Genomic DNA, 25749 nt, shown 5'->3' with positions numbered 1-25749 from the left:
AAGATTCGCTAGAAAACCCGTATTTTCCTTCCGTCATCGAGGGAAACGTCCATATTTTCAGCAAAAAAGAGCACATTCTCTTGATGTGCTCTCTGCTGTTTACTGCTTTTCGTATTTCTTTTGTAATTCAACGTACTTATCAATAATTTTACTTGGGATGGTTTTAATGACGGAATCTTTGTCTGAGACATAAGGTGTCACGACACTAAAAGCTACTTTTGGATTGGACGATGGATAATATCCTCCAAAGGTTAAATTGTAAGTGGGGTTTCCCCACCAGCTGCGGTTAGCACCATAGTAAAAGGTTTGGGCCGTCCCTGTTTTTCCTGAGACATCATGCTGACCAAAGCGGCCAGCGGCAGTACCGCCGGTCGATGTGACCATTTTCAGTCCCATTTTGACGCGGTCAATATCTGCTTTCGAATTGTTAATCGTGTTCAATACCTTCGGCTCATATTTTTTCACGACTGGGCCTACTTCATCCTTCTTCGTTGGAAGGTGAACGCTTTTCACCACTCTTGGTTGAACGCGATTTCCTCCATTGGCGATCGTTGACATGTACTGGGCAACTTGAAGCGGTGTATACGTGTCATACTGCCCAATTGCTTCATCGAGCAAAAGTCCGCCGACCGTCTTCGGATGTGTCTGCATCCCGCTTGATTCCTGCGGCAAATCGATCCCTGTTTTCACGCCGAGGCCGAATTGCGCATAGTAGTTTCTCATTTTTTGCAGGTGCTCAGGTCTTGCCGGTAACGGACCATCCTTTTGATAAATGATGCCCGCCATTCTCATCGCTACTTGGAACATGTAGACGTTGGAACTTTTTTGGAGAGCCTGTAGATCATTGACCCATCCAAGAACTTTGTATGACCGTTTCGGCTTTCCACCACTCCCTGCAAAGTAGAGCGGTGTATCCATATAGGATTGGTTGTGCGACATTCCGTCCTGATAACCGCCAAGTACTGTGGCTCCTTTGATTACAGAGCCCATTTCGTACTGGGTCGTAAATGTTCCGATGGCATAATCAGTGACGTCTCTGCCGTCCATTTTCTTGCCAGACATCGCGAGAACATCCCCGGTGTTAGGGTCCATCATCACGACAAATGCACGGTCCATCATATAGTTTCTCGCACTAGCGGATCTAAGCTCTGATTCGACGATCTTGTCGACTTCCTTTTGCAGCTCCATATCAAATGTCAGTGCAAGATCAAGTCCTCTTCGTCCCTCTGTCCGCTTGATTTCATCGAGCAGCTTCCCGCCAACCTGAGTATATTGAACGGTCGCTTTCTCCGGGTTCAGAAAATCCTCGTATTGATACTCTAAATAGCTCTTCCCTACTCGGTCATTACGTGAGTAGCCTCTTGCCATATAGTAATCTTCACGCTCTTTTATAATCCCTTGCTCTGGTGTGGTCACACCGCCAAGTACATTATAAAGGGTCTTCTCATACGGATATTTTCTTGTCCAATCATTGATGACATTCACACCAGGCAGTTCATCAAGATGCTCTGATACAAGTGAAATCTCTTCATAGGTCAAACTCACAGATGATGCCTGCTTTGACTCTTTTGTTTCATCGAGTAAAGCAACTTTTTCGTCCCCTTTTTTCTCTTCATTTGGGTCCATTGCTTTCACGATTTGAGGCTCAAAGGCATATCCGCCTGTAAATCGACGATAGATCGCTGCAACTGCTTTTTCCTCTGCATTTTTTTCGATCGCCTTGACCTCTTCCTTAGGCACGCGCTCTACTTGAAGCGGATAGACATCTTTTGCTTTAAGATTCTTTTGCTCTGCTTTTGAAATGAGCTTATCCGCTTCTTTCGGATGGCTTGCCAGCCAAAAATCTCGAATGTCACGCTCTCTCAAAAAATCAGTATCCATTTTTATATAAGTCGCAAGTTTTCTTGCTACCTTAATCTTATCCTTCGCTTTTACACCGCTTTCTGATGTATAAACGATGGCAGGTACACTTTCATTATCAACGACGATTCTTCCTCTCGCGTCATACATTTTTCCTCTTGGTGACGGGTATGATGCTGTTTTGACCTCTGTTCGGTTAGCCTGCTTTTTATAATCCTCACCATTGACGATTTGCAGTACACCAAGCTTGATCACAAGCACAGCAAACAAACTAAAGACAGCGAAGAAAAAGAGATTAATCCTCCAGGCGTTCCGGCGCTTGAATTTTTTCTGCTCGGCACCACCTTGATGCTGTTTCTCTCCCACTTATGTAGCTCCTCTCATCCTTTCAATCTTTTACAATTACCACTCATTATTGTAACACTTTTGTAATAGTTGTTACAGCGAAACAAGCGAAAAAAAGCTGTCAATCCCTATTATGCAAAAAAATATACTAACACTTTAAAATATTGGTATGTTTATGTCGTTTTCATTAAATGGCAGAATTCCCTATCCTTTGATATGAGGCGGTTTTTTTTGTGACTTTAACAAAAATGACAAACAGGCATTGTCAATGGAGGATGCTGGTACGTTTATAACAAAAAGTCCATGTTATGATTTTCTGTGAGAAAACAAAACAAAGATTTTAGGAGGAGTTACAATATGAAGAAGAAATCATTCTTTTTTTCAGCGCTAACGGCTGCTGCACTCATCACGTTCACTGGGGGACATTCAGCTGATGCGAAGGAGCTTAACCTGAAACAAGTAATACATGTACAGCATCAAACCATTGATCTTCATACATTAGCTACAAAATTACATATCTCTTCAGATGTAAACAAGCTAAGCAAGTCGAATCAAAAAGAGATCGAAGCTCTTTTAAACAAGCTGATCAAAAGCGGGCAACCTGTTACTGGCACAAAAGTGGTAAAAGAAGTAAACAAAGCAAAAAATGAACAAAAACAAGAATCAGTGAAAAAACCTACTGCTTCTAAACCAAGTGCGCCAGCAAAACAAAATACAAACAACAATACAAAAGCTGATCAAAAAGACACAACGACAGCAAAAGCAGACAGCAGCTTGAATGCATTTGAAAAAGAAGTCGTTGAGCTTACAAACAAAGAGCGTGCAAAGCAAGGATTAAAAGCACTTTCTGTTGATTCAAAGCTAAGCAAATCTGCTCGTGCAAAATCTCAAGATATGAAAGATAAAAACTATTTCTCTCATACAAGCCCAACTTACGGATCCCCATTTGATCAAATGAAGAAATTCGGGATCACTTACAAAACAGCAGGTGAAAACATTGCCCAAGGTCAAAGATCTCCACAAGAAGTGGTGACTGCTTGGATGAACAGTGAAGGTCATAGAGCCAATATCTTAAACAAAAACTATACACATATCGGTGTTGGTTATGTGAAATCTGGAAACTACTGGACGCAGCAATTCATCGGAAAATAAGTTATCTAAAAAGCCTGTCCCAAAGTAGGACAGGCTTTTTTATTTCACCCATAATTTATATATACTTTGTGTGCCGCTATTTTCTTCGCCCTGTTCGCGCAGCTTCTCATAAAGTGACTTCGCAAGTGAGAGCCCAGGCATCTCTTCTCCCATCAGCTCTGCTTCTTCAAGTGCAATGCCCATATCTTTAATAAAATGCTTCACGTAGAACCCTGGCTCGAAATCACCTTTCAGCATTCTTGGTGCAAGGTTTGACAAGGACCAGCTTCCTGCCGCACCCGTTGTGATGCTTTTGAGCACGTGCTCTGGATCAAGTCCTGATTTTTCGGCATAGGCCATAGCCTCTGCGACACCTACCATGCCTGCTGCAATCGCAATTTGGTTACACATTTTGGTATGCTGGCCGCTTCCTGCAGGTCCTTGATATTGAATGTTTTCGCCCATTTTCTCAAATAAGGGCAAACACGCTTCATAGGCTGATTTTTCTCCGCCAATCATGATCGCAAGCGTTGCATTTTTTGCGCCTACGTCTCCGCCAGAAACTGGTGCATCTAATGCAAACAGCCCTTTTTCTTTCGCTTTCACTTCAATTTCTTTTGCCAGCTGAGGCTTCGATGTCGTCATATCTATCAGATAAGTACCAGGCGTAGCATGTGCCACAAGCCCCTCTTCACCTAAATAGATTTCTTCTACATCTGATGGATATCCTACCATTGTGATGACAGCATCTGCATGCTGTGCAATTTCCTTCACTTCCGGCTTCCATGATGCGCCTTTTTGAATGAGTGCATTTGCTTTCGCTTTTGTTCTTGTATAAACGAGAACTTCATATCCAGCATCCATTAAATGTTCTGCCATACTGCGTCCCATTACACCAATTCCAATAAAACCAACTGTTTTGATTTGTGTCATCACTTGTTCCTCCTTAAAGAGACTTTGTCAATCCACCATCAATGATAAGTGTTTGACCTGTCATGTATGTATTGGCTTCAGATAAAAGAAAGGCTGCATATGCTGCAAATTCCTCTGGCTGCCCATAACGGCCAAGCGGAATCGTACGTTCAGCCTGTGCTTTGATTTCTTCAACCGTTTGGTGCTCCGCCTGCGCGCGGTACTTGTCGAGCTGTTTGACACGGTCTGTTTCAATTTTCCCTGGGGCTAACGTATTAATCAAAATCCCATCCTTAGCAAGCTCCTGAGCGGCTGTTTTTGTCCAGCCGGCAATAGCCGGTCTAAAAGTATTTGACAGCATCAAGCCTGGGATCGGTTCTTTTACTGACATAGACGCAATGTTTAACACGCGTGCACCGCGTTTTTTCAAATAAGGCAAGGCCTCTTTTAATAATCGAATATAGCTGAGTAAATGAAGCTGAAATGATTCCATCCAGTCTTCATCTGTTAAGGTTTCAAGCGTCCCTGTTTTAGGCCCGCCTGTATTGTTCACAAGAATGTCTACACACTTCTCATCACCAGCTGCCGCTTGAACTAGCGCCTTGATTTGCTGCGCGTCAGACACATCACATACTTGATAAGTCAGCTTTCCTTTTACAAGCGGAGATAATTCTTTCACCGTTTCTGTCAGCGTGTGCTCATGTCTTCCTGAAAGCATCACATCTGCTCCCTCTTTTGCTAGAGCAAAGGCAATCGCTTTTCCGATACCTTGACTACTTGCAGCGACCAATGCTTTTTTTCCAGATAAATTGACATTCATGTCAACACCTCCTTTGCTTTATTTTATCATACAAAAAGAACCTTGCTCACGTCGCAAGGTTCCTTTCCGCTTCTTTACAGCTTAAACCGATCTACTGCTTGACGTAATGCATTGCTGGATTCGTTCAGCATTTCAGTCGAGGTTTTCGTTCTTTCTAAAACTTGGACTTGTTCATCTGTAGACGCATGCACTTCCTCAGCCGAAGCCGCCGATTCTTCTGAAATTGCAGCAATGCTTTGAATGGAGTCACTCATCTTCTGCTGTTCTTCTGTCATTTCATTGATCTGTGTATGAATGCTGTCGATTGTACCGACAAGTGCCTGCATTTCCATTGTGATGCTGCTCAGTGCCTCACCTGTTGCATTAATGGCGTCACCTTGTTCCTCATTCATCTTACTTGCTGCTGTCATCGCTTCAGCCGCCTTCTTCGATTCATTTTGAATGAGTTTGACGGTTTCACTAATGTGTTTTGTTGATTGCGCAGATTGTTCAGCAAGCTTTCTGACTTCTTCTGCAACAACAGCAAATCCTCGTCCGCTTTCTCCAGCTCTCGCTGCTTCAATGCTTGCATTCAGTGCAAGTAAATTCGTTTGATCCGAGATTTGAGAAATGGCTGTCACCACGTTTTCGATATTTTTCGTTTTATGCTCAAGGTCTAGCAGCATTTGCTCTACCTTTTTCGATTCTTCGTTCGCTTGTGTTGATTTTTGAACGAGCACACCAAGTGCATCAAGCCCTTTATAGCTTGCATCCTCAGATGATTTTGAGTTGGTTTGCATTTGTGAGGCAAGCTCACCCATATGGCGCACTTTCTCATACAATTGCTCTGATTTCTCATTAATTGTTTCTGCATCTGATGCCTGCTTAGATGCCCCTGTAGCCACCTCTTGAATGGCGGTTGCAATCTGTTCGCTCGACAGCAAGGTTTCATTTGAAATTTGTGTGACTTCATCCGTTGATGTCACTACTTGGTCTGAAGCCCCTTTCACTTTTTCAATTAACTCTCTAATGTCCTCTATCATTTGATTAAAGCTTTTCGTGAGGAGACCAATTTCATCTTTGGACTTCACTTCAAGCGTACTTGTTAAATCGCCTTCTGACACTTTACGCACATGCCCTGTTAGACGCTTGATTGGCGTTGTAATGCTTCTTGCCAATAAGAAGCTGAGGATCATCGCAAGAATAATGGCAATGACGGATATAATGATACTTGTCTGATTCATTTGTTCTGTAATCCAAAGCAGTTTCTTTTTCTCAAAGCTAACACCAACCGTCCAATCGGCTTCTTTGATTTTAGATATGACCGTCAGTTCTTTGCTGTCATCAATACCTGAATTGTCGATTGCTTTTTTCACAGAAGCAACTTTTGATATGTTTTTTCCTTGCTCTTTTGGATGCGCCAAAATGGTGCCTGTGTTATCAACTAAGAAAGCGGTCCCTTTATAAGGAATCTCTTGTTCATTTATATAAGATTGAATGGAGGAGAGCTTCAAATCAAGTCCAGCGACTCCAATGACCTTTCCATTTTTGACAATCGCCTTCGTGGCTGAGACAATCACTTTTTTCGTTGCTTCATCAATATATGGATCTGTCCAAACAACCTGATCAGGCTTTTCGACTGCTTGTTTAAACCAGCCTTGTTTAGATGGATCATACCCTTGGCCAAGATCGAACTCCGGGAAGCCGAGCATTTTGCCATCAGTTGTTCCAATATAAGCAAACGAAATGAGTTTATCCTGTTCCTGCAGGTTTTTTATTGCACTTTTTTCAAAATCCAGTGTTTGCTTTGTTTGTTTTTGCGCAAATTCTTCAGTTATTTTACCTGTTGCCAATTTGTTAATTGTATTGCCGTAATTATCAAGCTTTTCTGTAATAATGTCTTTCAGGCTTTCTGCCGTTGCTGTGGCGGTCGTTTTTGCATCTCGTTCAATCAGTGGTGTTAATACCATGTTGGAACCCACTTGAACTGCCACAACGGTTAAAATTAAAATAACTGAGATGAAAACAGCTATTCTCACTTGAAGTTTCTTAAACATCTCCTCACACCCCTATATCCTACTTTCATACCTCGTTGTATATATCGGCATAATTGATACCGCATTCAATAGTTGTGAGAAAATTTAAATAGAAAAAACAAGCCCAAAAAGGCTTGCTTCAAGTAAAATATTCAATTTTTGCAGACGGAAAGTACTGATCAATATATGATTCTAACGTCTGTCTTAGTTCTTGTTCCTCATCTTTTTGGTAGATATATTTCCCGATTCCATATCTACCCCACTTGTATCTTCTTTTTTCTTCATCTAATTCTAATTTTGATTTCGGATAGTTTTTTTGGATGACACGCTTCGCTGGTTTTGTAAAACGATGCTGGATCATTTCAAAGGTGATATCGTGCCTCACATCTTCAGGAAGGGCTGCATCTAGCTTTTCAAAAAGAACTTTATACCCTTCCTGCCAGCCTTCATGAATGTAAATTGGGGCAATAATAAAGCCAAGAGGATAGCCTGCCTTTGCGACCTTGACAGCCGCTTCAATCCGCTGATCAAGCGGTGATGTTCCAGGTTCGAAATATTTAATGACATAATCCGCATTGATGCTAAAGCGGAATCTTGTCCGGCCATTATGCTTTGCATCAAGTAAATGATCGACATGATGAAATTTGGTCACAAAGCGAAGCTTACCAAGATCAGTTTGGCCGAAGTATTCAATCGCTTTCTTTAGTGTATGTGTCAAATGGTCAATTCCTACAATATCTGACGTACAAGAAGCTTCGAATCTCGTGATATCCGGCGCACGCTCATTCATGTACTGCTCCGCCTGATCTAATATTTCTTCAACATTCACATATGTTCGAATGTATGGCTTACTTCCCATCGTCGTTTGCAGGTAGCAATAATGGCAATGCCCCATACAGCCTGTTGCAAATGGGATCGCATACTCCGCAGATGGTTTAGACGTATCAAACTTCAACGTTTTCCTCACACCAATGACAAGCGTTGATTTCGCATTACGATACTTTTGTAAGTCATTTTTACCCGGAATATTTCTTACTTGGTTATGTGAAGTCGTTTCTCTTATTTCAATACCCATCCCCTCGAACTTTTCCTTCAGCTCTCGTCCTAACGGGTACTCTAACGCCCGTGGTTCAATGTACACAAGCTGGGGCACAAAAGGTTTGATCATATTTAGCACATCCTTACCTTATAGGTTTTCATACCGTTACTTTAACCGTGCAGGATGGCTTTTATCCTTTCTAAAATCTCCCTTATTCAAATAAATCTTGATAAAGAGCTTCTGCTTCTTCATATGTTGGAAAGACCGCATCATCTGGAGCCAAGGGATGGTACGTTTCAAGTAAAAATAGGGCAAGCTCCTCTTCGTTGTATGGATGTGAAACAATTTCTGCTTCTTTGATTTGTGCTACGTTTGCTGCATGTGGATTTCGATAAATCACATATACTTGATCACCCGGTTTATAGTCTGAGAAAGGCAATCTGGTCACCTCCATTTTTCTTATAGAATGCCCTTCTCTCTGACGGATATGACCCAATATGATAAAATTCGACAAAAAAACCAGACAGGGTTACTGTCTGGTTTGAATTCACTTAGTTATGTTGAAACGTTTTCTTCACGAAATCAACCACTTCTTCTGTCGTGCTAAGTGATAAAATATGCTCTTTAAATGATGCAGCTTCTTCCTTAGAAAGCTTGCTTAGCTGAGTTCTTGCTGGAAGAATAGATGTTGCACTCATTGAGAATTCATCTAATCCTAATCCAAGAAGAAGAGGAATTGCGATTTCATCTCCTGCCATCTCTCCGCACATGCCAACCCATTTACCTTCTTTATGCGCTGCTTCAATAACAAGCGTAATCAGACGTAAAATCGCTGGATTGTAAGGCTGGTAAAGATAAGACACTCGTTCGTTCATTCGATCAGCAGCCATTGTGTATTGAATCAAGTCATTCGTTCCAATACTGAAGAAATCCACTTCTTTTGCAAATTGGTCTGCAATGACAGCTGTTGATGGAATTTCTACCATTATACCGATTTCAATGGAATCGGATACGTCTGTACCAGCGGCAACCAATGCTTCTTTTTCTTCAAGTAAAATGGCTTTTGCTTCTCTAAATTCTGATAACGTCGCGATCATAGGGAACATGATTTTCAAGTTTCCATATGTACTTGCACGAAGTAAGGCGCGTAGCTGTGTTCTGAAAATCTCCTGTTCTTCGAGGCAAAGGCGGATCGCTCTAAAGCCAAGAAACGGGTTCATTTCTTTTGGAAGCTGCAAGTAAGGGAGTTCTTTATCGCCACCAATATCTAGTGTGCGGACAACCACTGCTTTGCCTTCCATTTTCTCTAAAACAGTTTTATACGCATCGAACTGCTCTTCTTCTGTAGGAAGCTGATCTCTGCCCATGTATAAAAATTCTGTACGGTACAATCCGACTGCTTCGCCGCCATTTTCAAGCACACCTTTTACATCTTCAGGTGTTCCGATATTTGCAGCTAGCTCTACGTGAACGCCGTCTTTTGTGACCGTTGGCTGGTCAACCAGTTTCGCCCATTCCGCTTTTTTAGCTAAATAGTCTTCATGCTTTTTTTGATACGCTTTCACTTCATCTTCAGAAGGCTGAATGATGACGTCTCCGCTAATACCATCAACAATGATCAGATCACCATTTTTCACCGTTTTTGTTGCTTCTTTTGTTCCAACAACAGCTGGAATCTCCATTGATCTTGCCATAATCGCTGAGTGAGAAGTACGACCGCCGATATCTGTCGCAAACCCTTTGACGAATTGTCTGTTTAGCTGAGCAGTATCAGAAGGAGTTAAATCTTCAGCAATGATGACCACTTCTTCAGAAATCATGCTTGGATTCGGAATGTCAACGCCTAGCAAATGTCCAATTACACGCTTTGTTACGTCGCGAATATCCGCTGCACGTTCCTTCATGTATTCATTGTCCATTGCTTCGAACATCGTAACAAACATTGTCGCTGTTTCTTTTAAAGCAAATTCAGCATTTACTTTATCAGAGTTGATTTTATCCTTTACTGGGTTTAGCAGCTCTGGATCACTTAACACAAGAAGGTGTGCAGAAAAGATATCTGCTTTGTCTTGGCCAAGCTCTTTTAGCGCATGTTCTTTAATTGCTTCAAGTTCTTGTTTAGAAACATGAATTGCTTCTTCAAAACGCTTCACTTCTGTCTCTGGATCGTTGATGTCTTTTTGGTGAACTGTTAAATCTGGTTCTTCCAGACGATATGCTTTTGCAATCGCAACGCCTGCTGAAGCACCGATTCCTTTCAGTTGTTGCATTACTCGCCTAGGCCTTCACTTTTCATTGTGTCTTTAAGCGCAGCAAGTGCATCATTTTCATCAGAACCAGAAGCAGAGATTGTGATTGTAGCACCTTTCGCAATTCCTAGAGACATTACACCCATAATAGATTTCAGGTTCACTGTTTTACCATTATATTCTAAGTTGATATCAGCATCATATTTACTAGCAGTTTGTACAAGTACTGTTGCAGGACGTGCGTGAATTCCAGAATCTGCAGTTACTTTGAATGTTTGTTGAGCCATTTTTATCAATCTCCTTTTTATACAATTAATACATCCACAATATTATATCATACTGCCGGGCTTGTCATCTAACAAGAACGGCAGTTATGAAAATTATTTTGAAATTTTCATGATGTTTTCTTGACCAGCTTTGATTTCACCGGCTTCTTGAAGGTCAATAAATTGTCCTTCACTTAAGTTGGTAAATACAATTGGTGTCATTAAAGATGGTACTTCAGACTTAATTTTATCAATATCAACCTCTAAGAGTTTTTGACCGATTTCTACTTGATCTCCCTCTTGTACAAATGCTTCAAATCCTTCTCCTTTGAGGCTGACCGTATCAATACCGAAGTGGATCAAAATTTCAAGTCCACCGTCAGATTGTAGGCCAATTGCGTGTTTCGTTGGGAATACATTTAAGATCTTCCCTTTCACCGGTGAAACCACCGTTCCATCTGTTGGCAAGATGGCGAAACCGTCACCCATCATTTTCCCTGAGAATACTTGATCTGGTACATCTGTAATCGGATGAAGCTCCCCTGTAATTGGTGATGCAAAGATTTCTTCACCTAGTTCGTTTTGAAGCGGTTTTGCAATGACCTCTTCGACCTGCTGGCTGACTTCTTCTTTTGCAGAAGGATCTTTCGCTGGACGAGGCGTGCGGCCTGCAATGATGTCCTGCATTTGTGTTTTTAAATTATCAGAGCGAGGACCGAAGATGGCTTGGATGTTGTTCCCAACTTCGAGAACTCCTGAAGCACCAAGCTTTTTCAAGCGGTCCTTGTCCACTTTCTTCTGATCATTAACAGTGACACGTAAACGCGTAATACAAGCATCAAGGTGTTTAATGTTTTCTTGGTCACCCATTGCTTCAAGAATTTCATAAGGTAAGTCATTACCCTTTTCAGACTTAGGACTATCTGCACCGTCAGCTGCTTCATCCTCGCGGCCTGGCGTTTTCAGATTAAATTTGCGAATGGCGAATCTAAATCCGAAGTAATAAATAGCAGCAAGTGCGAGACCAACTGGAATCACAAGCCACCAAGCGGTTCTGTTTGGCAAGATACCGAATAAGAAGAAATCGATTAATCCTCCTGAGAAGGTCATACCGATTTTCACGTTTAGAATATCCATTATCATAAAGGATAATCCAGCAAATACACAGTGGATTGCAAATAACACTGGTGCAACAAACAAGAATGAGAATTCAAGTGGTTCAGTAATCCCTGTTAGGAAAGAAGTCAGGGCTGCTGATCCCATAATTCCTGCGACAAGCTTTTTATTCTTTGGTTTTGCTTCATGGTAAATCGCAAGTGCTGCTGCTGGGAGACCAAACATCATGAACGGATATTTCCCTGTCATGAATGTACCAGCTGTCAGCTGAACACCATCTTTGATTTGAGCCATGAAGATACGCTGATCACCACGGATAATATCTCCTGATAAGCTCTTATAGCTAAAGAACTCATACCAGAATGGCGCGTAGAATATGTGGTGCAGACCAAACGGAATTAATGAGCGTTCAATGACACCGAATACAAAGGCAGCAAGCGGCTCATTCGCTGCAAGCAGTCCTGTTGAAAATGAGTTCAGTGCACCTTGGATTGGCGGCCAAATGACTAGCATCAAAAGCCCTAAAATAAGTGCTGAAATAGATGTAACAATTGGAACAAAACGCTTACCGGCAAAGAAGCCAAGATATTGCGGAAGCTCAATTTTGTAAAATTTATTAAACATATAAGCTGCTAATACCCCGACAATAATCCCGCCAAAAACTCCGGTAGATAAGGTAGGTATGCCGAGCATATTAACATATGCTGGGTGGCTTTCCTTAAAGAACTTAGCCAATTTGATTGAATCGGATGGAATGGATCCGTTGGCCATTAATACGGCACTCATCGTTACGTTCATGACAAGATAACCGATAATTGCGGCAATCCCTGCCACACCGTCTCCATTAGCAAGACCGATGGCAACCCCTACAGCAAATAAGAGCGGAAGATTCGAGAAGACAATGTTCCCCGCATTTTCCATGACGCTTGCAACAAGCTGAATTGTATCATTGCTTAAAAATTGAGCCACATCGATCAGCTGCGGATTTTGCATCGCATTCCCAAGTGCTAGTAAAATACCAGCAGCAGGAAGGATCGCAACTGGAAGCATAAGTGCTCGTCCAATTTTTTGCAACACACCAAAAAGTGATTTAAACACTAGTTGAACCTCCTTTTATTTTCGCTTACAACATACAAGCGGGACGCTCCCTGACATACATTTCATAGTTAACCGTTTACATTTCACTTTCAAACACAAAAAAAGGCATGGTGATATAAGGTTGCGCAAATAACAGGATCTTATCCTGTATTTACCTTAAGTCACTCATGCCTGATCGAATCAGTTACACGTTTCAAGGAAACTATGAAATTTTATTTGTCAATCTGTACAGATGAAGGGTTAGGTAGACAGCCTCTGCATCTTGTACAGGCTTTTTCAATGCATGTTGTAATATTTTGATCATTTTCCAAGCAGTATTGTAGCATAAAGGATATTCATTTTTCAATAGATGAAGCAATTTTTCTGGCTCCTCTAAAGATTCTTCCCGTTTAATACGCTCAATCGAAAACGTAATATGGCGCAATAAGCGTAAATAATGAATACTTTCTCTGTCTACTTTCATATGAAATGAATCTTCTATGACTTGGACCATTTGCGTGATGAGCTGCGAATGACGGTTCACCTCAGATAATGGCCGATTCGTTAAAGCTGAGTGAATATGGAGCGCAATAAAGCCAATCTCTCCTTCTGGCAGCTTTGTTTCGACATCAGGACGCTCGTTAATGAGCTCAACGACTTCCTTTGCGACCTCGTATTCTTTCGGATACAACGACTTCGTCTCAAGCATAAAGGGATTGGTGATATCATATCCTTGCTGCACCCGCTTAAAACTAAAGGCAATATGGTCAGTCAGGGCAATATGAATATGCTCATTCAAACGGTGTCCCATTTTTTCTCGTATATGATAAATGACGTCATTGGCAAGCTCGATCATGTTCTCATCAATGTGGTGAAGCAGTTGTTTATATTCTGTTTGTTCCTTTGTATTTTTAAGGACAAACATTTTTTCAAATGTATCTTGATCGAGAACATCACCCGATTTTTTCCCGAAGCCGATTCCTTTCCCAATCAGAACTACTTCGCCCAAAGAAGGGTGTCTTGCAATGATGACATTATTATTTAACGCTTTATCAACGGTGAAGGATTCCATGAACATCCCCACCTCCTTCTTATTCAATCCCTCTTATCGTACAAAACAGATGAAACGTGCGTCAACGATTGTTTTTGAAAACGGTGGTTGATCGCTCGTTCAGGTGAAATGGCAGCATTCTTTTCTCTGGCACCTCTCCCTTTATGGCTCGATCGAACAAGTCAAACGCTTCCTGACCCATTCGTTTCAGCGGAATATCAATGCTGGAAATCCCCAAAGCCTCACTTAATTGGTTAAATTGAAAGCTCAGTATGGCTGGAGTTTCTTCTGCTTTTATATGATGACGCTGCGCCTCTAATAAAAAGCCTGCTGATACGTCATCATTTGTGATGAATAATGCTGTGGGGCGATTCTTCATCTCCTGCCACTCTGTAAATAATTGTTTTCCATCAAAAAGTGTTAGTTTCCCTTCGATGATCCATTCTTCATCAATCTCCTGCCCGAGCGATTTCATCATTTCTTGATAAGCCTGAAGGCGCGACTCGCTATTCGCTCCTTCTGTTCTGGCGAGAACAATCGCAATTCGTTGATGGCCGCATGCTGCCAAATGATGCAGGCCTTCCTTAAATGCTTGATCATGTGCAATTGACACTGTTGAGCATGTATCATGCGGCGTGGGATGACAAAATATAATCGGCCCAGATTCCTGCCACTTTAAAATATGCCCATCACTTAACGCATTTGAACAAAATATTAAACCATCCACACGGCGTTCTTTTAAACTCATTAACGCTTCTTTTTCTTTTAATGGATCATACCCCGTTTGAAATAAAGCAAAATGCATACCGTGCGCCTGTGCTTTTTCTGCAATACCTGTGACAAGGCCGCTGAAATAAGAGTGTTCAATCGTCGGAAGAACGATGCCAAGCATATTTGAATAGCCCTTTGCTAAATGGACAGCTTGAATGTTTCTCGTATATTTGAGCTCTTTCATCGCATGTAGAACACGTTCTCGTTTTTCCTCTTTGACATAAGGATGATCATTCAACACACGTGATACAGTTGTCACAGATACGCCCGCTCTTTTCGCAATCTCCCTTATGTTTGCCATTTTTTCTCCTACTTTCTCTTGCTATGGTAAGCGTTTCATACTTTAAGATGTATGTGAGCTGAACAAATCACTGGATGGAAAGGGGAATTCAAGATGGGTTTCATCATATGGATTATATTATGTATGACTGTTTTGTTTTCTGCTCGTTTTGCACTACATCCTTTAGGAAAAGAACATAAAATCAGACCGTTTGAATCAATTGATGATTTTTTTGTTGATAAGGATCGAAAAGAGTGACAAAAAATCACGATGACACTTCCAAGACATGGACGTTCATCGTGATTTTTTTATTACTTGATGATCGTCAGCTCTTTCGGATAATTGGTTAAAGTGACTGGACCGTCTGCTGTGATCAATACATCATCTTCAATTCTGACGCCGCCGACTCCTGGGACGTAGACCCCAGGTTCGATCGTATACACCATGCCTTCTTGGAGAAGATCATCATTTGCCTGGCTCATCGAAGGAAACTCATGAACAGACACCCCTAGACCATGCCCAAGGCGGTGAGGGAAATAGTCCCCATATCCAGCTTCTGTGATCAGCCCGCGTGCTTTTAAGTCCAGGTCCCCAATTCTCACACCCGGCTTACTCATTTCTAGTGCTGCCATTTCTGCGTTCAGGACGGTTTGATAGATGTCCTTTTGCTGATCAGAAGCTTCCTGATAGATGAATGTTCTTGTAATGTCTGAGCAGTACCCATCAACAATGACTCCAAGGTCAAATAACACAAAGTCGCCTTTTTTTAAGGCTGCCTGTCCTGGATTTCCGTGAGGCTCTCCTGATTTTTCGCCAAAGAGAACCATCGTCGAAAAGGACATGCCTTGAATGCCTTTTTTCTTTAGCTCATATTCAATGACAGCGAGCACTTCTGTTTCGGTGACTCCTTCTTTTAAGGCGTTCACCCCAATTTTTACCCCTTCATCTGCCAATTGAGCTGCTTTTTTCAATGTAGCAATTTCAGATTCATCTTTAATCAGCCTTAGCTGATTGAGCTCTTCTTCTACCCGGACAAAAGTTTCTGCCCCAGTGGCAGCTTGAAGCTGTTCTGCTCTTTGAAGCGGAATCGACTCTTTTTCAATTGCAAGTCGAGTTGCTCTTACACCGCGTTTTTCTACTGCTGACTGAATGAAATCAAATGGATTCTCATGGTCTTCATAACCAATGATATCGCCTGACCACCCAGCATTTTTCGCCTGCTCGACTTCCATTTTAGGCAAAATAAAAAATGGATCTGCCTCTTGAAACACAAACAGCCCCATTACTCTTTCATGCGGCTCTGTGAAGTATCCAGATAGATAAAACACATTTTCCTTTGTATGTATAAATGCACCTTGAATGTCTTTTTCCTTTAGCCAAGAAGACAAGCTCTTCATTCGGTTCATCGTGATCCTCCTCACACGTTTTACTACTGATCTATTGTATCAGTTTTTGCTTTATTTCGCACAAAAGCGCACTGGCAGAAGCCAAGTGCGCTATGATGATTTGCTTAAGATGCACGAAGCAGACGCAGTCCATTTAAAATGACCAAAATCGTACTTCCTTCATGCCCGATGACGCCAAAAGGCAAATCAAGCACTTGTAAGAAATTCGCACAAATTAACAAACAAATCACCGTTAATGAGAAAATAATATTTTGCTTAATAATTCGGTTCATCTTTCTTGAAAGACGGATCATCTTCGTTAAGTTATTTAAATTATTCTTCATTAAGATCAGATCTGCTGTTTCTAAAGCCACGTCTGTGCCTCCGCCCATCGCAACCCCCACATCTGCTGTGGCGAGTGCCGGTGCATCATTGATTCCGTCTCCTACCATGATGATGGAATTACCGTGTTTTTTAAGTTGATTGACCTCATGTACCTTTTCATCTGGAAGGCACCCAGCAACAACCTTTTGAATGCCGGCTTCCTGCGCAATGGCTTCAGCCGTTTTTTGCTGATCTCCTGTCAGCATGACGGTTTGGATGCCTAAATCATTCAGCTCTTGAATCATTTTCTTCGCTTCAGGTCTCATTTGATCTTTAAGGCCAAGGCACCCAACGACTTCTTGATCCTTTTGAACATACACCACTGTGTATCCTTTTTCAGAAAGATGCTCTCCTGTTTCTTCAATCTCGCGGTCCATTGAAGCCTTGCCAGCAAAGTCTTTCTTCCCAATCCACCACGTTTCTCCATTCAATTGTGCCTTTACACCAAAACCAGAGGTTTCTTCAATGGTGACATGAGCTGATCTTTCTATTTGTTGCTCTTGTGCCATATCAGAGATCGCTTTCGCTAATGGATGGTTTGATTGACTTTCAATTTGATAAAGCGCCTGATAAAAGGCCGCTTCCTCTTGTCCTTTAGCGATCACCACCTGCTCCACAGCTGGCTTTCCGCTTGTAATCGTCCCCGTTTTGTCAAAAGCAATCATGCTGCTAGTGCCTAGCTTTTCTAAAAAGACGCTCCCTTTAACAAGCATTCCGTTTCTTGCGCCGTTTGAGATCAGTGACAAAGCAGCTGGCATAATGGATGCAACAAGCGCACAAGGTGATGCTACGACCATAAACACCATGGCCCGGTAGAAGGTTTCACTCATACTCCAGCCTAGTACAAAATGAGGCAGAACCATTAAAATCGCGACGGTGATCAGTACACCTTTTACATACGCACCTTCGAATTTTTCAATAAATGCCTGGCTTGGTGACACACTTTCTTGAGCCGATTCGACAAGTTTAATAATTTTATGGAAAAGCGTTTCTTCATTATGTTTGGTCACTTCTACTGTTAAGGAACCATTTAAGTTCACTGTTCCCGCAAACACATCTTCGCCTTGCCCTTTTTCCTGGGGCACAGACTCGCCCGTAAGCGCTGATTCATCCACACTTGTTCTTCCGCTTAAAATCACACCATCTGCTGCAATACGTTCCCCAGCTTTGATCATGATACGGTCACCTGGTGTTAATGATGAAGCAGAGACTTGAATGGTCGTACCATTTTCTTCAATGAAAGTCGCTTCATCTGGTGCGATGCTCATTAAAGCTGTTAAATCCTTCTTGCTTTTATTTGATGTATACGTTTCAAGCGCACCACTAAGTGAGAAAATAAAAATTAAGATCGCGCCCTCTGCCCAATATCCAATGATTGCTGAGCCTATAGCTGCAAAAATCATTAAAAGTTCAACATTCAAGCTTTTAGACGAAATGGTTTCTTCAATTCCTTCCTTCGCTTTTGCAAAACCTCCAATTATAAACGCAAGGATAAATAAAGGAATACTCCACATGCTCTCATCCTTTAACATCCATCCAACCAAAATGAGAATCCCCGAGATACCCGCTGCTATTAATTCTCCGTGCTGTGTCCATTGATGAAGGGACCATTTCGATTCCTTTTGATTTGTTGTTTGATAAAGTGCTGCATTCTCATTCATGATTGTTTTCTCCTCTCTAATTGATAATGGTTTTCACATCATCAATTGTTGCCCGTTTCCTTTTTTCATCTATATTTTCTGCTATTTCAAGCTTTTTATAGGTCTGTTATTCATTATAACAGGTTCTGAGCGATTTTCAATTAATAATTATTATAATTTCTTTTTGATAATAATTATCATTATTGATGTAGATCCTTTCATCTCTTCTGAGCACAGTTTATTCAGATGAAAAGCAATTGAACACAAAAAAGAACCAAAGGAATGATCCTTGGTTCTTGAAATCATGTTTCGTTCTAAAAATCCGTCCACTCCTTGATTTGTTTTTTCGTCAGTGGACCTACATGATTTTTCACAATTTCCCCTTTTTCATTTATCAAAAAGCTGGTTGGAATGGTGATGATTTGGTATTTCTTCATCATTTCCCCTCGCTCATCTAGTATGACCGGGAATGTAAACTTTCTGTCTTTCACAAATTGGGCAACCGCATGTTTACTTTGTTCAGCCCCTAGTAAATTCACCGTTAAGATATCAACATCACTCTGATTTTCTTTCACGATCTGGTTAAATACGGGCAGCTCCATTTTGCAGGACGGGCACCATGTTGTCCAAAAATGCAAAATGGTCTTTTTTCCTTTCGCCGGAATCATCTGCGTTTCACCAGTTAATGTAGGAGCCTCTATCCTTGGCGCCATAACGGGCTCTTTCGCTTCAGCCTCGCTGCCTATGAGTAATAGAAGCAGGGTCATTATAAGAAGACTGGCGGGTAGATATTTACGATTCATCAGGATCTTCCTTCCCAGTTTTCTTATAGCTTGCCCGCTCGACGAAGAGGACATTCAAGCTTTTTTCATTCTAAGAAACATGGAAACGCCGAGCTCCTTACAAATCGTCGCATAATGCAGTGCAGTCAAGAGGAGCATGCCCGTATTCATCCCTAATATAACCCCCATCATATTCAAGCTTTCAATTGACCCGAGAAAATACACCATTGAAAACGAGACGACATGCACCCATATATTATGTAGGAACACATCTTTAATGAGCCCCATACCGATTAAGCACGCTTGAAATGGCATCACAAACAGGTGGCATAAAAAGTACGGCCAAAGCAGCTGTAAGTAGATAGCTGCTTGCGGTGAATCAAAAAAGAGCTGTGTGAGCGGATAAGCAAAATAATACATCACCATCACTGCCGGTACCCCGTACCCAAACGTAATGATTATTGCCTGCCTGACACGTTTTTTCACAAGGGCATACTGACCTAAAGCATAGGCTTCAGATACACTCGGAATCATCACAATCATGATGGAATGAGCGATAAATGCAGGGAAAAAACCGATCGACATCGCGACACCAGCCAGCATGCCGTAATGATCAACAGCAAGTGATCCAGAGATGCCTGCAGCAATAAGGGCACCTTTGATTAAAAACGGTTCTATCGCATTTGCGATCGCATGAAAAATCCGCATGCCCGTTGTTGGAATGGAGACAGCTAATAGGCGCTTTCTCACGTCAATTCCTCTTAATTCAACAGACCTGACATTGACAGCATTTTTCGCCATGACGTATTGGGAGTATAAATAAATAAAGACGACAAGATCACTCGCGACAATGACACCGATGGCAATGAGTACCGCTGTTTCAATATCAAACGAATACCAATGGAAGAACAAAAACAGGCAGATAAGCTGGATCGTTTTCTTCAGCATATTGGCAAGAGCGATCCTGCCCATTTGCTGCTTTCCCATAAAATAGCCGCGTGCAATCGAGGTAAACGCAATAATTGGAATAAGAGACAGCACAAGCCCTTTCATGAGCGGATGATACGACTGAAACACTGGAATGAACGGCAGGACAATCGCAGCGATCCCCGTTGTTGTACATGTCACCACAAGCGTCATTTTAAACGCATGGCGGAGCATACTTTTATGGAGCCGCTCATGCGATTCTGCAATGAATTTAGAAATGGAGACTGGCAGCTCTAAGCTGGCAATCACGAGGACCAGCATGATGATTGGAAGGATACTCATATATAGACCCATTCCATGTTCTCCAAGCTCTCTCGCTAAAATCATATTGACTAAAAACTCTATACACTCCGCAATGAAAGCTGCGACAGATAGCAGAATGACCCCTTTTACAAATCGATTCATGTAGCCTCCCCTTTATCTAAAGCAAATTCTTTTCACATTCTATGAGACAAGTCCTGAAAATATTTTGATAAATGAAGACAAAAAAAAGAGCGATCTGATTGATCGCTTCATTTCTTTATACAGCAAATACATGACGACCGATACGTTCTACAATTTTGCGAGAACGAATCCAGTTATCTGTTGCCGTTTTGGGATTATAAAAATAAATGGCCTTTGTTGTTCTGTCATGTTCTTTCACTACTTGCTTCACAGCTTTAACAGAATCTTGATCTGCTTTATCATGAATACTTCCATTCGATACTGGCTGGAAAGCATTTCGCTGATAAATAACACCTTTAACACTGTCAGGAAAAGAGCGATGCTCCACCCTGTTTAAGACGACGCTTGCCACAGCTTTTTTACCTGCGTAAGATTCACCTTTCGCTTCAGCATGTACCAATCGTGAGAGCAGTTCCATTTCCTCATTAGAATAGCGTTTGGCGCTTTCCTCGTTCGTCGTTTCTGATTTTACTCTTTTCTTTTGCTTCGGTTTTGAAGACATTTTTTCTGAAGACGTACTTAGCATTTTGACTTTCGGCTGACGCTTCTCCTCTGAAAATGCTGGGATGACTTGATCGTGTTCATCTTGATCTATATATGAAAGCTCATGCTTAACAGGTGCTTGTGAAAGTTCGTGACTTAATGTGCCTTGCTGCTCTTGTATGTTGTCCATCTTCATGGCTGCGATTAGCATAAGGATGACAAAAAGAGCGGTATGAATTTTCATCATTCGCCTCATTCCTCCTTTAATTAAAGTAGGCGGTAAGATACTTGTCCACTCTAACAAGAGCTCCTTCTATTTTCACGCACAAAGATTTGCATGCCTAACCAAATTCCGTCATTAAATGGCATGTCCTAGTTGAATTGAGTATCAACTGGAATTGTTAGCGCTTAAAAAGACCCCTTTTCCGCCTATAATCATCCTTATGCTCCTGATTATGGGTTATTACATTTTCTTTTCAGATGTATCAAGCTCGTTTGAAGTGTGACAAAAGAACTAAAATAAAAAAGCTTTCTCTCATTCATGAGAAAAAGCTTTAGCTTCTTGCTTCTGTAAGATATTCAAAAATAACATCTCCACCATGTTTCGCAATCCCGCGAAAATACTTAAAATCATCTTGATTCACCAAGATCGAACGAAACGTTAAAAAATCATCTTTCTGAATGGTCACTTGCTTTTCTGTCCCATTTCGTAACGATTCAAGTATTGTGAGGATTTGTTCTTCCGTCAAATAAACCGCTCCTTTACAGCCATCATCAAATATTAAATATATCATCCGTTAGGAAAGCATACAACGAAAACGAAACAAAAACGTCTTTATCCTTTACATTGGTATGAAAATATTGCAAAATACTTTTTAATAGGGAATGAAATCTGTTTTTAAAGGAGAGGGATCGGTTGAAGATTGCAAAAATTGGAAATGTGATCGAATTTAGAAATGGTTTAACAGGTGTAGTTGAAAAAGTGAATGAAAACTCTGTCATTGTCGATGTCACCATTATGGACAACTATAGAGATTTAGAACTGGATTCACTAACAGTCGTTAATCATAAAAACTATAAAATCATCAAAGACTCCGTACATTAATTTGCAATCCTCAATTCAGACTATCGATACATACGTAAATACGAAGCAAAGCTGTTCATTTATTTGTTGAAAAGGTGAATAGTATTTCAGACAACTTTCTATTTTTATAAAGTGATGAGATGCAGTATTAGCTCTAGACAGGAGAAACTAAAATGCAAAATTCAAATGATATCATTGTGCGTTTTGGGAATATGGAAGACGCTGAAACTACTTTAGACATACAGTCATCAGTGATTGCTGAATCAGATTATTTACTTACAACGCCTGAAGAAAACAAAAAAACCCTTTTAGAACACAAGGCTTGGATACAAAAAAGAATAGAGAACGAAAACGAAACGTACATAGTTGCTCAAAAAGACGGAAAAGTCATTGGGTTTATAGCATTTGAAAATGGATCAAATAGAAAAAGAACTGCCCACGCAGGTTCATTTGGTTTGATGGTTCATAAGAGCTTTAGAGGTTTAGGCGTAGGGGAAATGTTGCTAACAGCGTTATTAAATTGGGCAGAAATGAATCCTTCGATCGAAAAGGTTAGTTTAGCCGTATTCTCTACAAATCAAAAGGCCATTTCTTTGTACAAAAAGATGGGATTCAGAGAAGAAGGTCGTAAAATAAAAGAATTTAAAATAAGTGAACATGAATACTGGGACGATGTTTTAATGTATAAACTTGTTTAATACCATAAAAATAGATGCAGAAATAAGGACATAACATAAATTGATTCATCAATTTGTTATGTCCTTTTCTTATTATTTCACCTGTACTAGTGTCAGTCTTTTTGCGTATGAAAGGTTTGCATTTCCGCTTTCGTTTTGTACATGTCAACTTCCTCTGGGGTGATAACGCCTTTATCGATTAAAAGTGCAATCACTCCAAGCAATGTGGAGGCACTCCATTTATATCGTTCTTTGTTTTGATGTTCGAGCATTTGAAGCTCTTCTTTTAGTTCCATCAGCAGCTTCTCTGTCTTTTCTTCTTTGTTTGCCAACTCAAACGCCTCCGTTATTCGTTCATTGCCTCTATTTTATCTCAAAGCAAATAAGATAAGCAAAAAACACAAATTACCTTTACAAACATACGTTCTGTCATGTATAATAAATTTACGAGCTGGTAGCCCCCAGCCGTCCTAGCAAGTTCTATTCCCATTTTTATGAGGAGAGCGACATGACTCTTCTCTTTTTTTATCACTTCAATCTAATTCATCCCATTCAAACCCATAAAAAAAGACATGTCATTAGGCATGTCTTTTCCTTTATTAGCGATTATCAATCGTTTCAGGATACATATCATGATTCATCATGCGATATGAAGCCATTTCTTCATATTTGGTACCAGGTTTTCCGTAGTTCGTGTACGGGTCAATTGAAATACCGCCTCTTGGTGTAAATTTGCCCCATACTTCAATGTATCTCGGGTCCATCAATTCAATGAGATCATTCATAATAATATTCATACAATCCTCATGAAAATCACCATGGTTACGGAAGCTGAACAAATACAATTTTAATGATTTACTTTCAACCATGATTTCATTTGGGATATAGCTGATATAAACTGTCGCAAAATCCGGCTGACCTGTTTGCGGACAAAGTGATGTAAATTCTGGGCAGTTGAATTTCACAAAATAATCTCTATTTGTATGTTTATTCGGAAATGTTTCAAGCACTTGTGGTGCATAATCAAACAAATAATTGGTTCCTTGATTTCCTAGTAAAGTGACACCTTCTAATTCTTCTGGTTTTCTTGTCGTCATGTCGTCTCTTCCTTTCTATACGCCTCGTTTATTGCCCCATAATAATGTGTGCAGCTGCGGCAGCACTCTTACGCGATTTAAGTCTGGGTCTTGCGCTACTTGATCGACAAGCGCTTCATACTTCTTTAATAAGTGCGTCAATAAGTACGCATCATCACCTGTTGTCGTGTCATCATTTCCTACCTGCAAATAAAAAGGAAGCTCTGGATATTTCGCATGAACATCCTTTGCATAGGCTAGATCATGATCGTCAAAAATCACGACCTTTAGGCTTGCATGTTGCAATCTATTTCCGTTTTTCAGCTCATCTATGATACGTGTGAGTTTCGCGAAATCTGTTTTCATATTTGAGCTTGGTGGCTTCGGAGAAATGGTTAAATCATCAATTTTCAAAAACCAGTCCTGATACATTGTCCCTTGTGTTTCAAGCGCTGTATCAATTCCTTCTTCGTGTAGCAAATCAATAAGTGATTCCATTTGTTTTAAAAGCGCAGGGTTTCCCCCTGAAATGGTGACATGAGAAAAAGCCTGTCCGCCTATTCTTTTTAATTCCTTGACAATGTCCTCTGCGTGAAGCCACTGAATGTCATGCTTTGCTGATCCATCCCAAGTAAAGGCGGAATCACACCAGCTGCAAGAGTAGTCACAGCCAGCCGTTCTGACAAACATGGTTTTTTGTCCAATGACCATCCCTTCTCCTTGAATGGTCGGACCAAAGATTTCTAATACAGGAATTGCTTTAGCCATTGTGTTCAACTCGTTTCGGCCGGTAAGTGCAGTAGCTTGTTGGTGTCTCCCTAACAAAGACCTGAACACATACTGGTTTATTTGCTAAAGTCGATAAATATGCTGCGACTTTGTCATGGACTGTCTTTGCCACAACCTCTGTAGTAGGCATCGCGTATGGATCGGTTGATGAGAATTCCTCATGATCATTGAGCAGCGTGTGATCATACTGTCCATGAATAAGTTTTTTCAGTGTACTAAAATTGACAAGGAAACCTGATTCATCTAGGTCATCTCCAGCAATGGTTATATTGATGGTGTACGTGTGACCATGTACACGGCTGCAAGCACCTGCATCCTCTCTTGGGATGAAATGGGCAGCTGATATATGCATATCCTTGTTCAATTCAAATGAGTATGGATGATTCGTTTGTGGATAGATTTGAGAAAGCATTTATTTTGCCTCCTTCATTTCCATATAAGTGTCATAGCCCTTTTTCCGAAGCTTACACGCAGGACATTCCCCGCAGCCATCAGACATGATGCCATTATAGCAAGTGAGCGTTTCATTTTTCACAAAATCTAATGCATTCAGCTCGTCTGCTAGCTTCCATGTTTCTGCTTTATTGAGCCACATGAGCGGTGTATGGATGACAAATGGTTTTTCCATCGCCAAATTCACTGTGACATTACAAGATTTTACAAACTCGTCACGGCAATCTGGATAGCCGCTAAAGTCTGTTTCACATACACCTGTGATAATATGTCTTGCACCGATCTGATACGCAAGAATAGAAGCGAAGGATAAGAACACTAAGTTTCTTCCTGGTACAAATGTGGAAGGCAGCTCTCCTTCTTTTTCCTCAATGTCAATGTCATCTCTTGTTAAAGCATTTGGTGCCAGCTGATTCAAAAGAGACATATCTAATAGATGGTTCTTCACACCTAACTTGTCAGCAATTCTTTTGGCGACATCAATTTCTTCTTGATGACGCTGATTATAATGAAAGGTCACGGTTTCTACCTCTTCGAATTGTTGAAGTGCCCATAATAAACATGTCGTACTGTCTTGTCCCCCGCTAAAGACAACGACTGCTTTTTCATTTTTCATCTTCTGTTCTCCTCCTC

25 protein-coding genes are annotated in these 25749 nt (G+C 41.0%); 3 read left to right on the top strand and 22 right to left on the bottom strand.

Features of this window, described 5'->3' with window-relative positions; all coding sequences use genetic code 11:
• Window positions 1–99: 99 nt before the first annotated feature.
• Window positions 100–2226: a penicillin-binding protein 2 gene (locus MHB83_RS11620; protein ID WP_050945152.1), complete on the bottom strand. Its 2127-nt coding sequence runs from the start codon at window positions 2224–2226 to the stop codon at window positions 100–102.
• 336 nt (window positions 2227–2562) lie between these two features.
• Here MHB83_RS11620 and MHB83_RS11615 point away from each other — a divergent pair, with 336 nt between their 5' ends.
• A complete protein-coding gene (locus tag MHB83_RS11615) occupies window positions 2563–3357 on the top strand; it encodes a CAP domain-containing protein (RefSeq protein ID WP_003212087.1) in 795 nt (264 codons plus the stop codon).
• A gap of 39 nt (window positions 3358–3396) precedes the next feature.
• On the opposite strand, the gene MHB83_RS11610 is transcribed toward MHB83_RS11615, so the two are convergent.
• From MHB83_RS11610 to MHB83_RS11535, 16 genes are all read right to left on the bottom strand, one after another.
• Entirely contained in the window at window positions 3397–4269 is an 873-nt protein-coding gene (locus MHB83_RS11610; RefSeq protein ID WP_342496337.1) for an NAD(P)-dependent oxidoreductase, read from the bottom strand.
• 13 nt (window positions 4270–4282) lie between these two features.
• Window positions 4283–5068, bottom strand: a complete 786-nt coding sequence (locus MHB83_RS11605; RefSeq protein ID WP_310023537.1) for an SDR family oxidoreductase — start codon at window positions 5066–5068, stop codon at window positions 4283–4285.
• 74 nt (window positions 5069–5142) lie between these two features.
• Window positions 5143–7104, bottom strand: coding sequence for a methyl-accepting chemotaxis protein (locus tag MHB83_RS11600; protein WP_050945156.1), 1962 nt, complete (start codon window positions 7102–7104; stop codon window positions 5143–5145).
• Window positions 7105–7222: 118 nt separating this feature from the next.
• Window positions 7223–8251, bottom strand: a complete 1029-nt coding sequence (gene splB / locus MHB83_RS11595; protein ID WP_050945157.1) for a spore photoproduct lyase — start codon at window positions 8249–8251, stop codon at window positions 7223–7225.
• 82 nt (window positions 8252–8333) lie between these two features.
• Window positions 8334–8576, bottom strand: coding sequence for a transcriptional regulator SplA domain-containing protein (locus tag MHB83_RS11590; RefSeq protein ID WP_044331928.1), 243 nt, complete (start codon window positions 8574–8576; stop codon window positions 8334–8336).
• A 97-nt stretch (window positions 8577–8673) separates the two neighbouring features.
• On the bottom strand, window positions 8674–10392 hold the full coding sequence (ptsP, locus tag MHB83_RS11585; RefSeq protein ID WP_106029802.1) for a phosphoenolpyruvate--protein phosphotransferase: 1719 nt from the start codon (window positions 10390–10392) through the stop codon (window positions 8674–8676).
• Complete coding sequence (locus tag MHB83_RS11580) at window positions 10392–10658, bottom strand: phosphocarrier protein HPr (RefSeq protein WP_003211078.1); 267 nt, start codon at window positions 10656–10658, stop codon at window positions 10392–10394. Before MHB83_RS11580 ends, ptsP begins: the two co-directional genes overlap by 1 nt.
• A 93-nt stretch (window positions 10659–10751) precedes the next feature.
• Complete coding sequence (gene ptsG, locus MHB83_RS11575) at window positions 10752–12851, bottom strand: glucose-specific PTS transporter subunit IIBC (RefSeq protein WP_342496336.1); 2100 nt, start codon at window positions 12849–12851, stop codon at window positions 10752–10754.
• Window positions 12852–13053: 202 nt separating this feature from the next.
• Window positions 13054–13908, bottom strand: a complete 855-nt coding sequence (locus MHB83_RS11570; protein ID WP_003212366.1) for a transcription antiterminator — start codon at window positions 13906–13908, stop codon at window positions 13054–13056.
• Between the two features lie 55 nt (window positions 13909–13963).
• A complete protein-coding gene (locus tag MHB83_RS11565; protein WP_212045807.1) occupies window positions 13964–14953 on the bottom strand; it encodes a LacI family DNA-binding transcriptional regulator in 990 nt (329 codons plus the stop codon).
• 290 nt (window positions 14954–15243) lie between these two features.
• A complete protein-coding gene (locus MHB83_RS11560) occupies window positions 15244–16338 on the bottom strand; it encodes a Xaa-Pro peptidase family protein (protein WP_342496335.1) in 1095 nt (364 codons plus the stop codon).
• A gap of 104 nt (window positions 16339–16442) precedes the next feature.
• Window positions 16443–18362 carry a heavy metal translocating P-type ATPase gene (locus MHB83_RS11555; RefSeq protein ID WP_342496334.1) on the bottom strand — a complete coding sequence of 640 codons (1920 nt, stop codon included), beginning with the start codon at window positions 18360–18362 and terminating at the stop codon, window positions 16443–16445.
• A gap of 293 nt (window positions 18363–18655) precedes the next feature.
• Entirely contained in the window at window positions 18656–19144 is a 489-nt protein-coding gene (stoA, locus tag MHB83_RS11550) for an endospore biogenesis thiol-disulfide oxidoreductase StoA (RefSeq protein WP_335365025.1), read from the bottom strand.
• Between the two features lie 54 nt (window positions 19145–19198).
• Window positions 19199–20515, bottom strand: a complete 1317-nt coding sequence (locus MHB83_RS11545) for a polysaccharide biosynthesis protein (protein ID WP_342496333.1) — start codon at window positions 20513–20515, stop codon at window positions 19199–19201.
• 115 nt (window positions 20516–20630) lie between these two features.
• On the bottom strand, window positions 20631–21284 hold the full coding sequence (locus MHB83_RS11540; RefSeq protein WP_003211234.1) for a cell wall hydrolase: 654 nt from the start codon (window positions 21282–21284) through the stop codon (window positions 20631–20633).
• A 307-nt stretch (window positions 21285–21591) separates the two neighbouring features.
• Entirely contained in the window at window positions 21592–21786 is a 195-nt protein-coding gene (locus tag MHB83_RS11535; protein ID WP_044139794.1) for a hypothetical protein, read from the bottom strand.
• Between the two features lie 167 nt (window positions 21787–21953).
• On the opposite strand from MHB83_RS11535, the gene MHB83_RS11530 reads away from it, so the two are divergent.
• Window positions 21954–22142, top strand: a complete 189-nt coding sequence (locus tag MHB83_RS11530) for a DUF2187 family protein (protein WP_003211747.1) — start codon at window positions 21954–21956, stop codon at window positions 22140–22142.
• Window positions 22143–22294: 152 nt separating this feature from the next.
• Window positions 22295–22819, top strand: coding sequence for a GNAT family N-acetyltransferase (locus MHB83_RS11525; RefSeq protein WP_003211151.1), 525 nt, complete (start codon window positions 22295–22297; stop codon window positions 22817–22819).
• A 92-nt stretch (window positions 22820–22911) separates the two neighbouring features.
• Here MHB83_RS11525 and MHB83_RS11520 read toward each other — a convergent pair whose 3' ends face one another.
• The 5 genes from MHB83_RS11520 to queC form a co-directional block, all read right to left on the bottom strand.
• Window positions 22912–23130 carry a hypothetical protein gene (locus MHB83_RS11520; protein WP_044139792.1) on the bottom strand — a complete coding sequence of 73 codons (219 nt, stop codon included), beginning with the start codon at window positions 23128–23130 and terminating at the stop codon, window positions 22912–22914.
• Between the two features lie 267 nt (window positions 23131–23397).
• Window positions 23398–23895 (bottom strand): preQ(1) synthase, encoded by a 498-nt coding sequence (queF, locus tag MHB83_RS11515; RefSeq protein WP_003211403.1) that lies wholly within the window; start codon window positions 23893–23895, stop codon window positions 23398–23400.
• A gap of 15 nt (window positions 23896–23910) precedes the next feature.
• Window positions 23911–24642, bottom strand: a complete 732-nt coding sequence (gene queE, locus MHB83_RS11510) for a 7-carboxy-7-deazaguanine synthase QueE (protein ID WP_050945163.1) — start codon at window positions 24640–24642, stop codon at window positions 23911–23913.
• Complete coding sequence (gene queD, locus MHB83_RS11505) at window positions 24635–25075, bottom strand: 6-carboxytetrahydropterin synthase QueD (protein WP_251190926.1); 441 nt, start codon at window positions 25073–25075, stop codon at window positions 24635–24637. The genes queE and queD overlap by 8 nt, the downstream gene beginning before the upstream one ends.
• The gene (queC, locus tag MHB83_RS11500) at window positions 25076–25732 is read right to left on the bottom strand and encodes a 7-cyano-7-deazaguanine synthase QueC (RefSeq protein ID WP_003211973.1); all 657 of its coding nucleotides are present in this window, start codon (window positions 25730–25732) and stop codon (window positions 25076–25078) included.
• Between the last annotated feature and the right edge of the window lie 17 nt (window positions 25733–25749).

The organism is Bacillus sp. FSL K6-3149 (assembly GCF_038630515.1).
GTDB classification, from domain to species: domain Bacteria; phylum Bacillota; class Bacilli; order Bacillales; family Bacillaceae; genus Bacillus; species Bacillus pumilus.
This window is presented reverse-complemented; position numbering and strand designations above follow the sequence as displayed.

Coding starts and splice junctions, on each gene's coding strand:
- MHB83_RS11615 (WP_003212087.1), top strand. CDS start 2,563: ATGAAGAAGAAATCATTCTTTTTTTCAGCGCTAACGGCTGCTGCACTC.
- MHB83_RS11610 (WP_342496337.1), bottom strand. CDS start 4,269: ATGACACAAATCAAAACAGTTGGTTTTATTGGAATTGGTGTAATGGGA.
- MHB83_RS11605 (WP_310023537.1), bottom strand. CDS start 5,068: ATGAATGTCAATTTATCTGGAAAAAAAGCATTGGTCGCTGCAAGTAGT.
- MHB83_RS11600 (WP_050945156.1), bottom strand. CDS start 7,104: ATGTTTAAGAAACTTCAAGTGAGAATAGCTGTTTTCATCTCAGTTATT.
- splB (WP_050945157.1), bottom strand. CDS start 8,251: ATGATCAAACCTTTTGTGCCCCAGCTTGTGTACATTGAACCACGGGCG.
- MHB83_RS11590 (WP_044331928.1), bottom strand. CDS start 8,576: ATGGAGGTGACCAGATTGCCTTTCTCAGACTATAAACCGGGTGATCAA.
- ptsP (WP_106029802.1), bottom strand. CDS start 10,392: ATGCAACAACTGAAAGGAATCGGTGCTTCAGCAGGCGTTGCGATTGCA.
- MHB83_RS11580 (WP_003211078.1), bottom strand. CDS start 10,658: ATGGCTCAACAAACATTCAAAGTAACTGCAGATTCTGGAATTCACGCA.
- MHB83_RS11570 (WP_003212366.1), bottom strand. CDS start 13,908: ATGTTCATGGAATCCTTCACCGTTGATAAAGCGTTAAATAATAATGTC.
- MHB83_RS11565 (WP_212045807.1), bottom strand. CDS start 14,953: ATGGCAAACATAAGGGAGATTGCGAAAAGAGCGGGCGTATCTGTGACA.
- MHB83_RS11560 (WP_342496335.1), bottom strand. CDS start 16,338: ATGAACCGAATGAAGAGCTTGTCTTCTTGGCTAAAGGAAAAAGACATT.
- MHB83_RS11555 (WP_342496334.1), bottom strand. CDS start 18,362: ATGAATGAGAATGCAGCACTTTATCAAACAACAAATCAAAAGGAATCG.
- stoA (WP_335365025.1), bottom strand. CDS start 19,144: ATGAATCGTAAATATCTACCCGCCAGTCTTCTTATAATGACCCTGCTT.
- MHB83_RS11545 (WP_342496333.1), bottom strand. CDS start 20,515: ATGAATCGATTTGTAAAAGGGGTCATTCTGCTATCTGTCGCAGCTTTC.
- MHB83_RS11540 (WP_003211234.1), bottom strand. CDS start 21,284: ATGATGAAAATTCATACCGCTCTTTTTGTCATCCTTATGCTAATCGCA.
- MHB83_RS11525 (WP_003211151.1), top strand. CDS start 22,295: ATGCAAAATTCAAATGATATCATTGTGCGTTTTGGGAATATGGAAGAC.
- queF (WP_003211403.1), bottom strand. CDS start 23,895: ATGACGACAAGAAAACCAGAAGAATTAGAAGGTGTCACTTTACTAGGA.
- queE (WP_050945163.1), bottom strand. CDS start 24,642: ATGGCTAAAGCAATTCCTGTATTAGAAATCTTTGGTCCGACCATTCAA.
- queD (WP_251190926.1), bottom strand. CDS start 25,075: ATGCTTTCTCAAATCTATCCACAAACGAATCATCCATACTCATTTGAA.
- queC (WP_003211973.1), bottom strand. CDS start 25,732: ATGAAAAATGAAAAAGCAGTCGTTGTCTTTAGCGGGGGACAAGACAGT.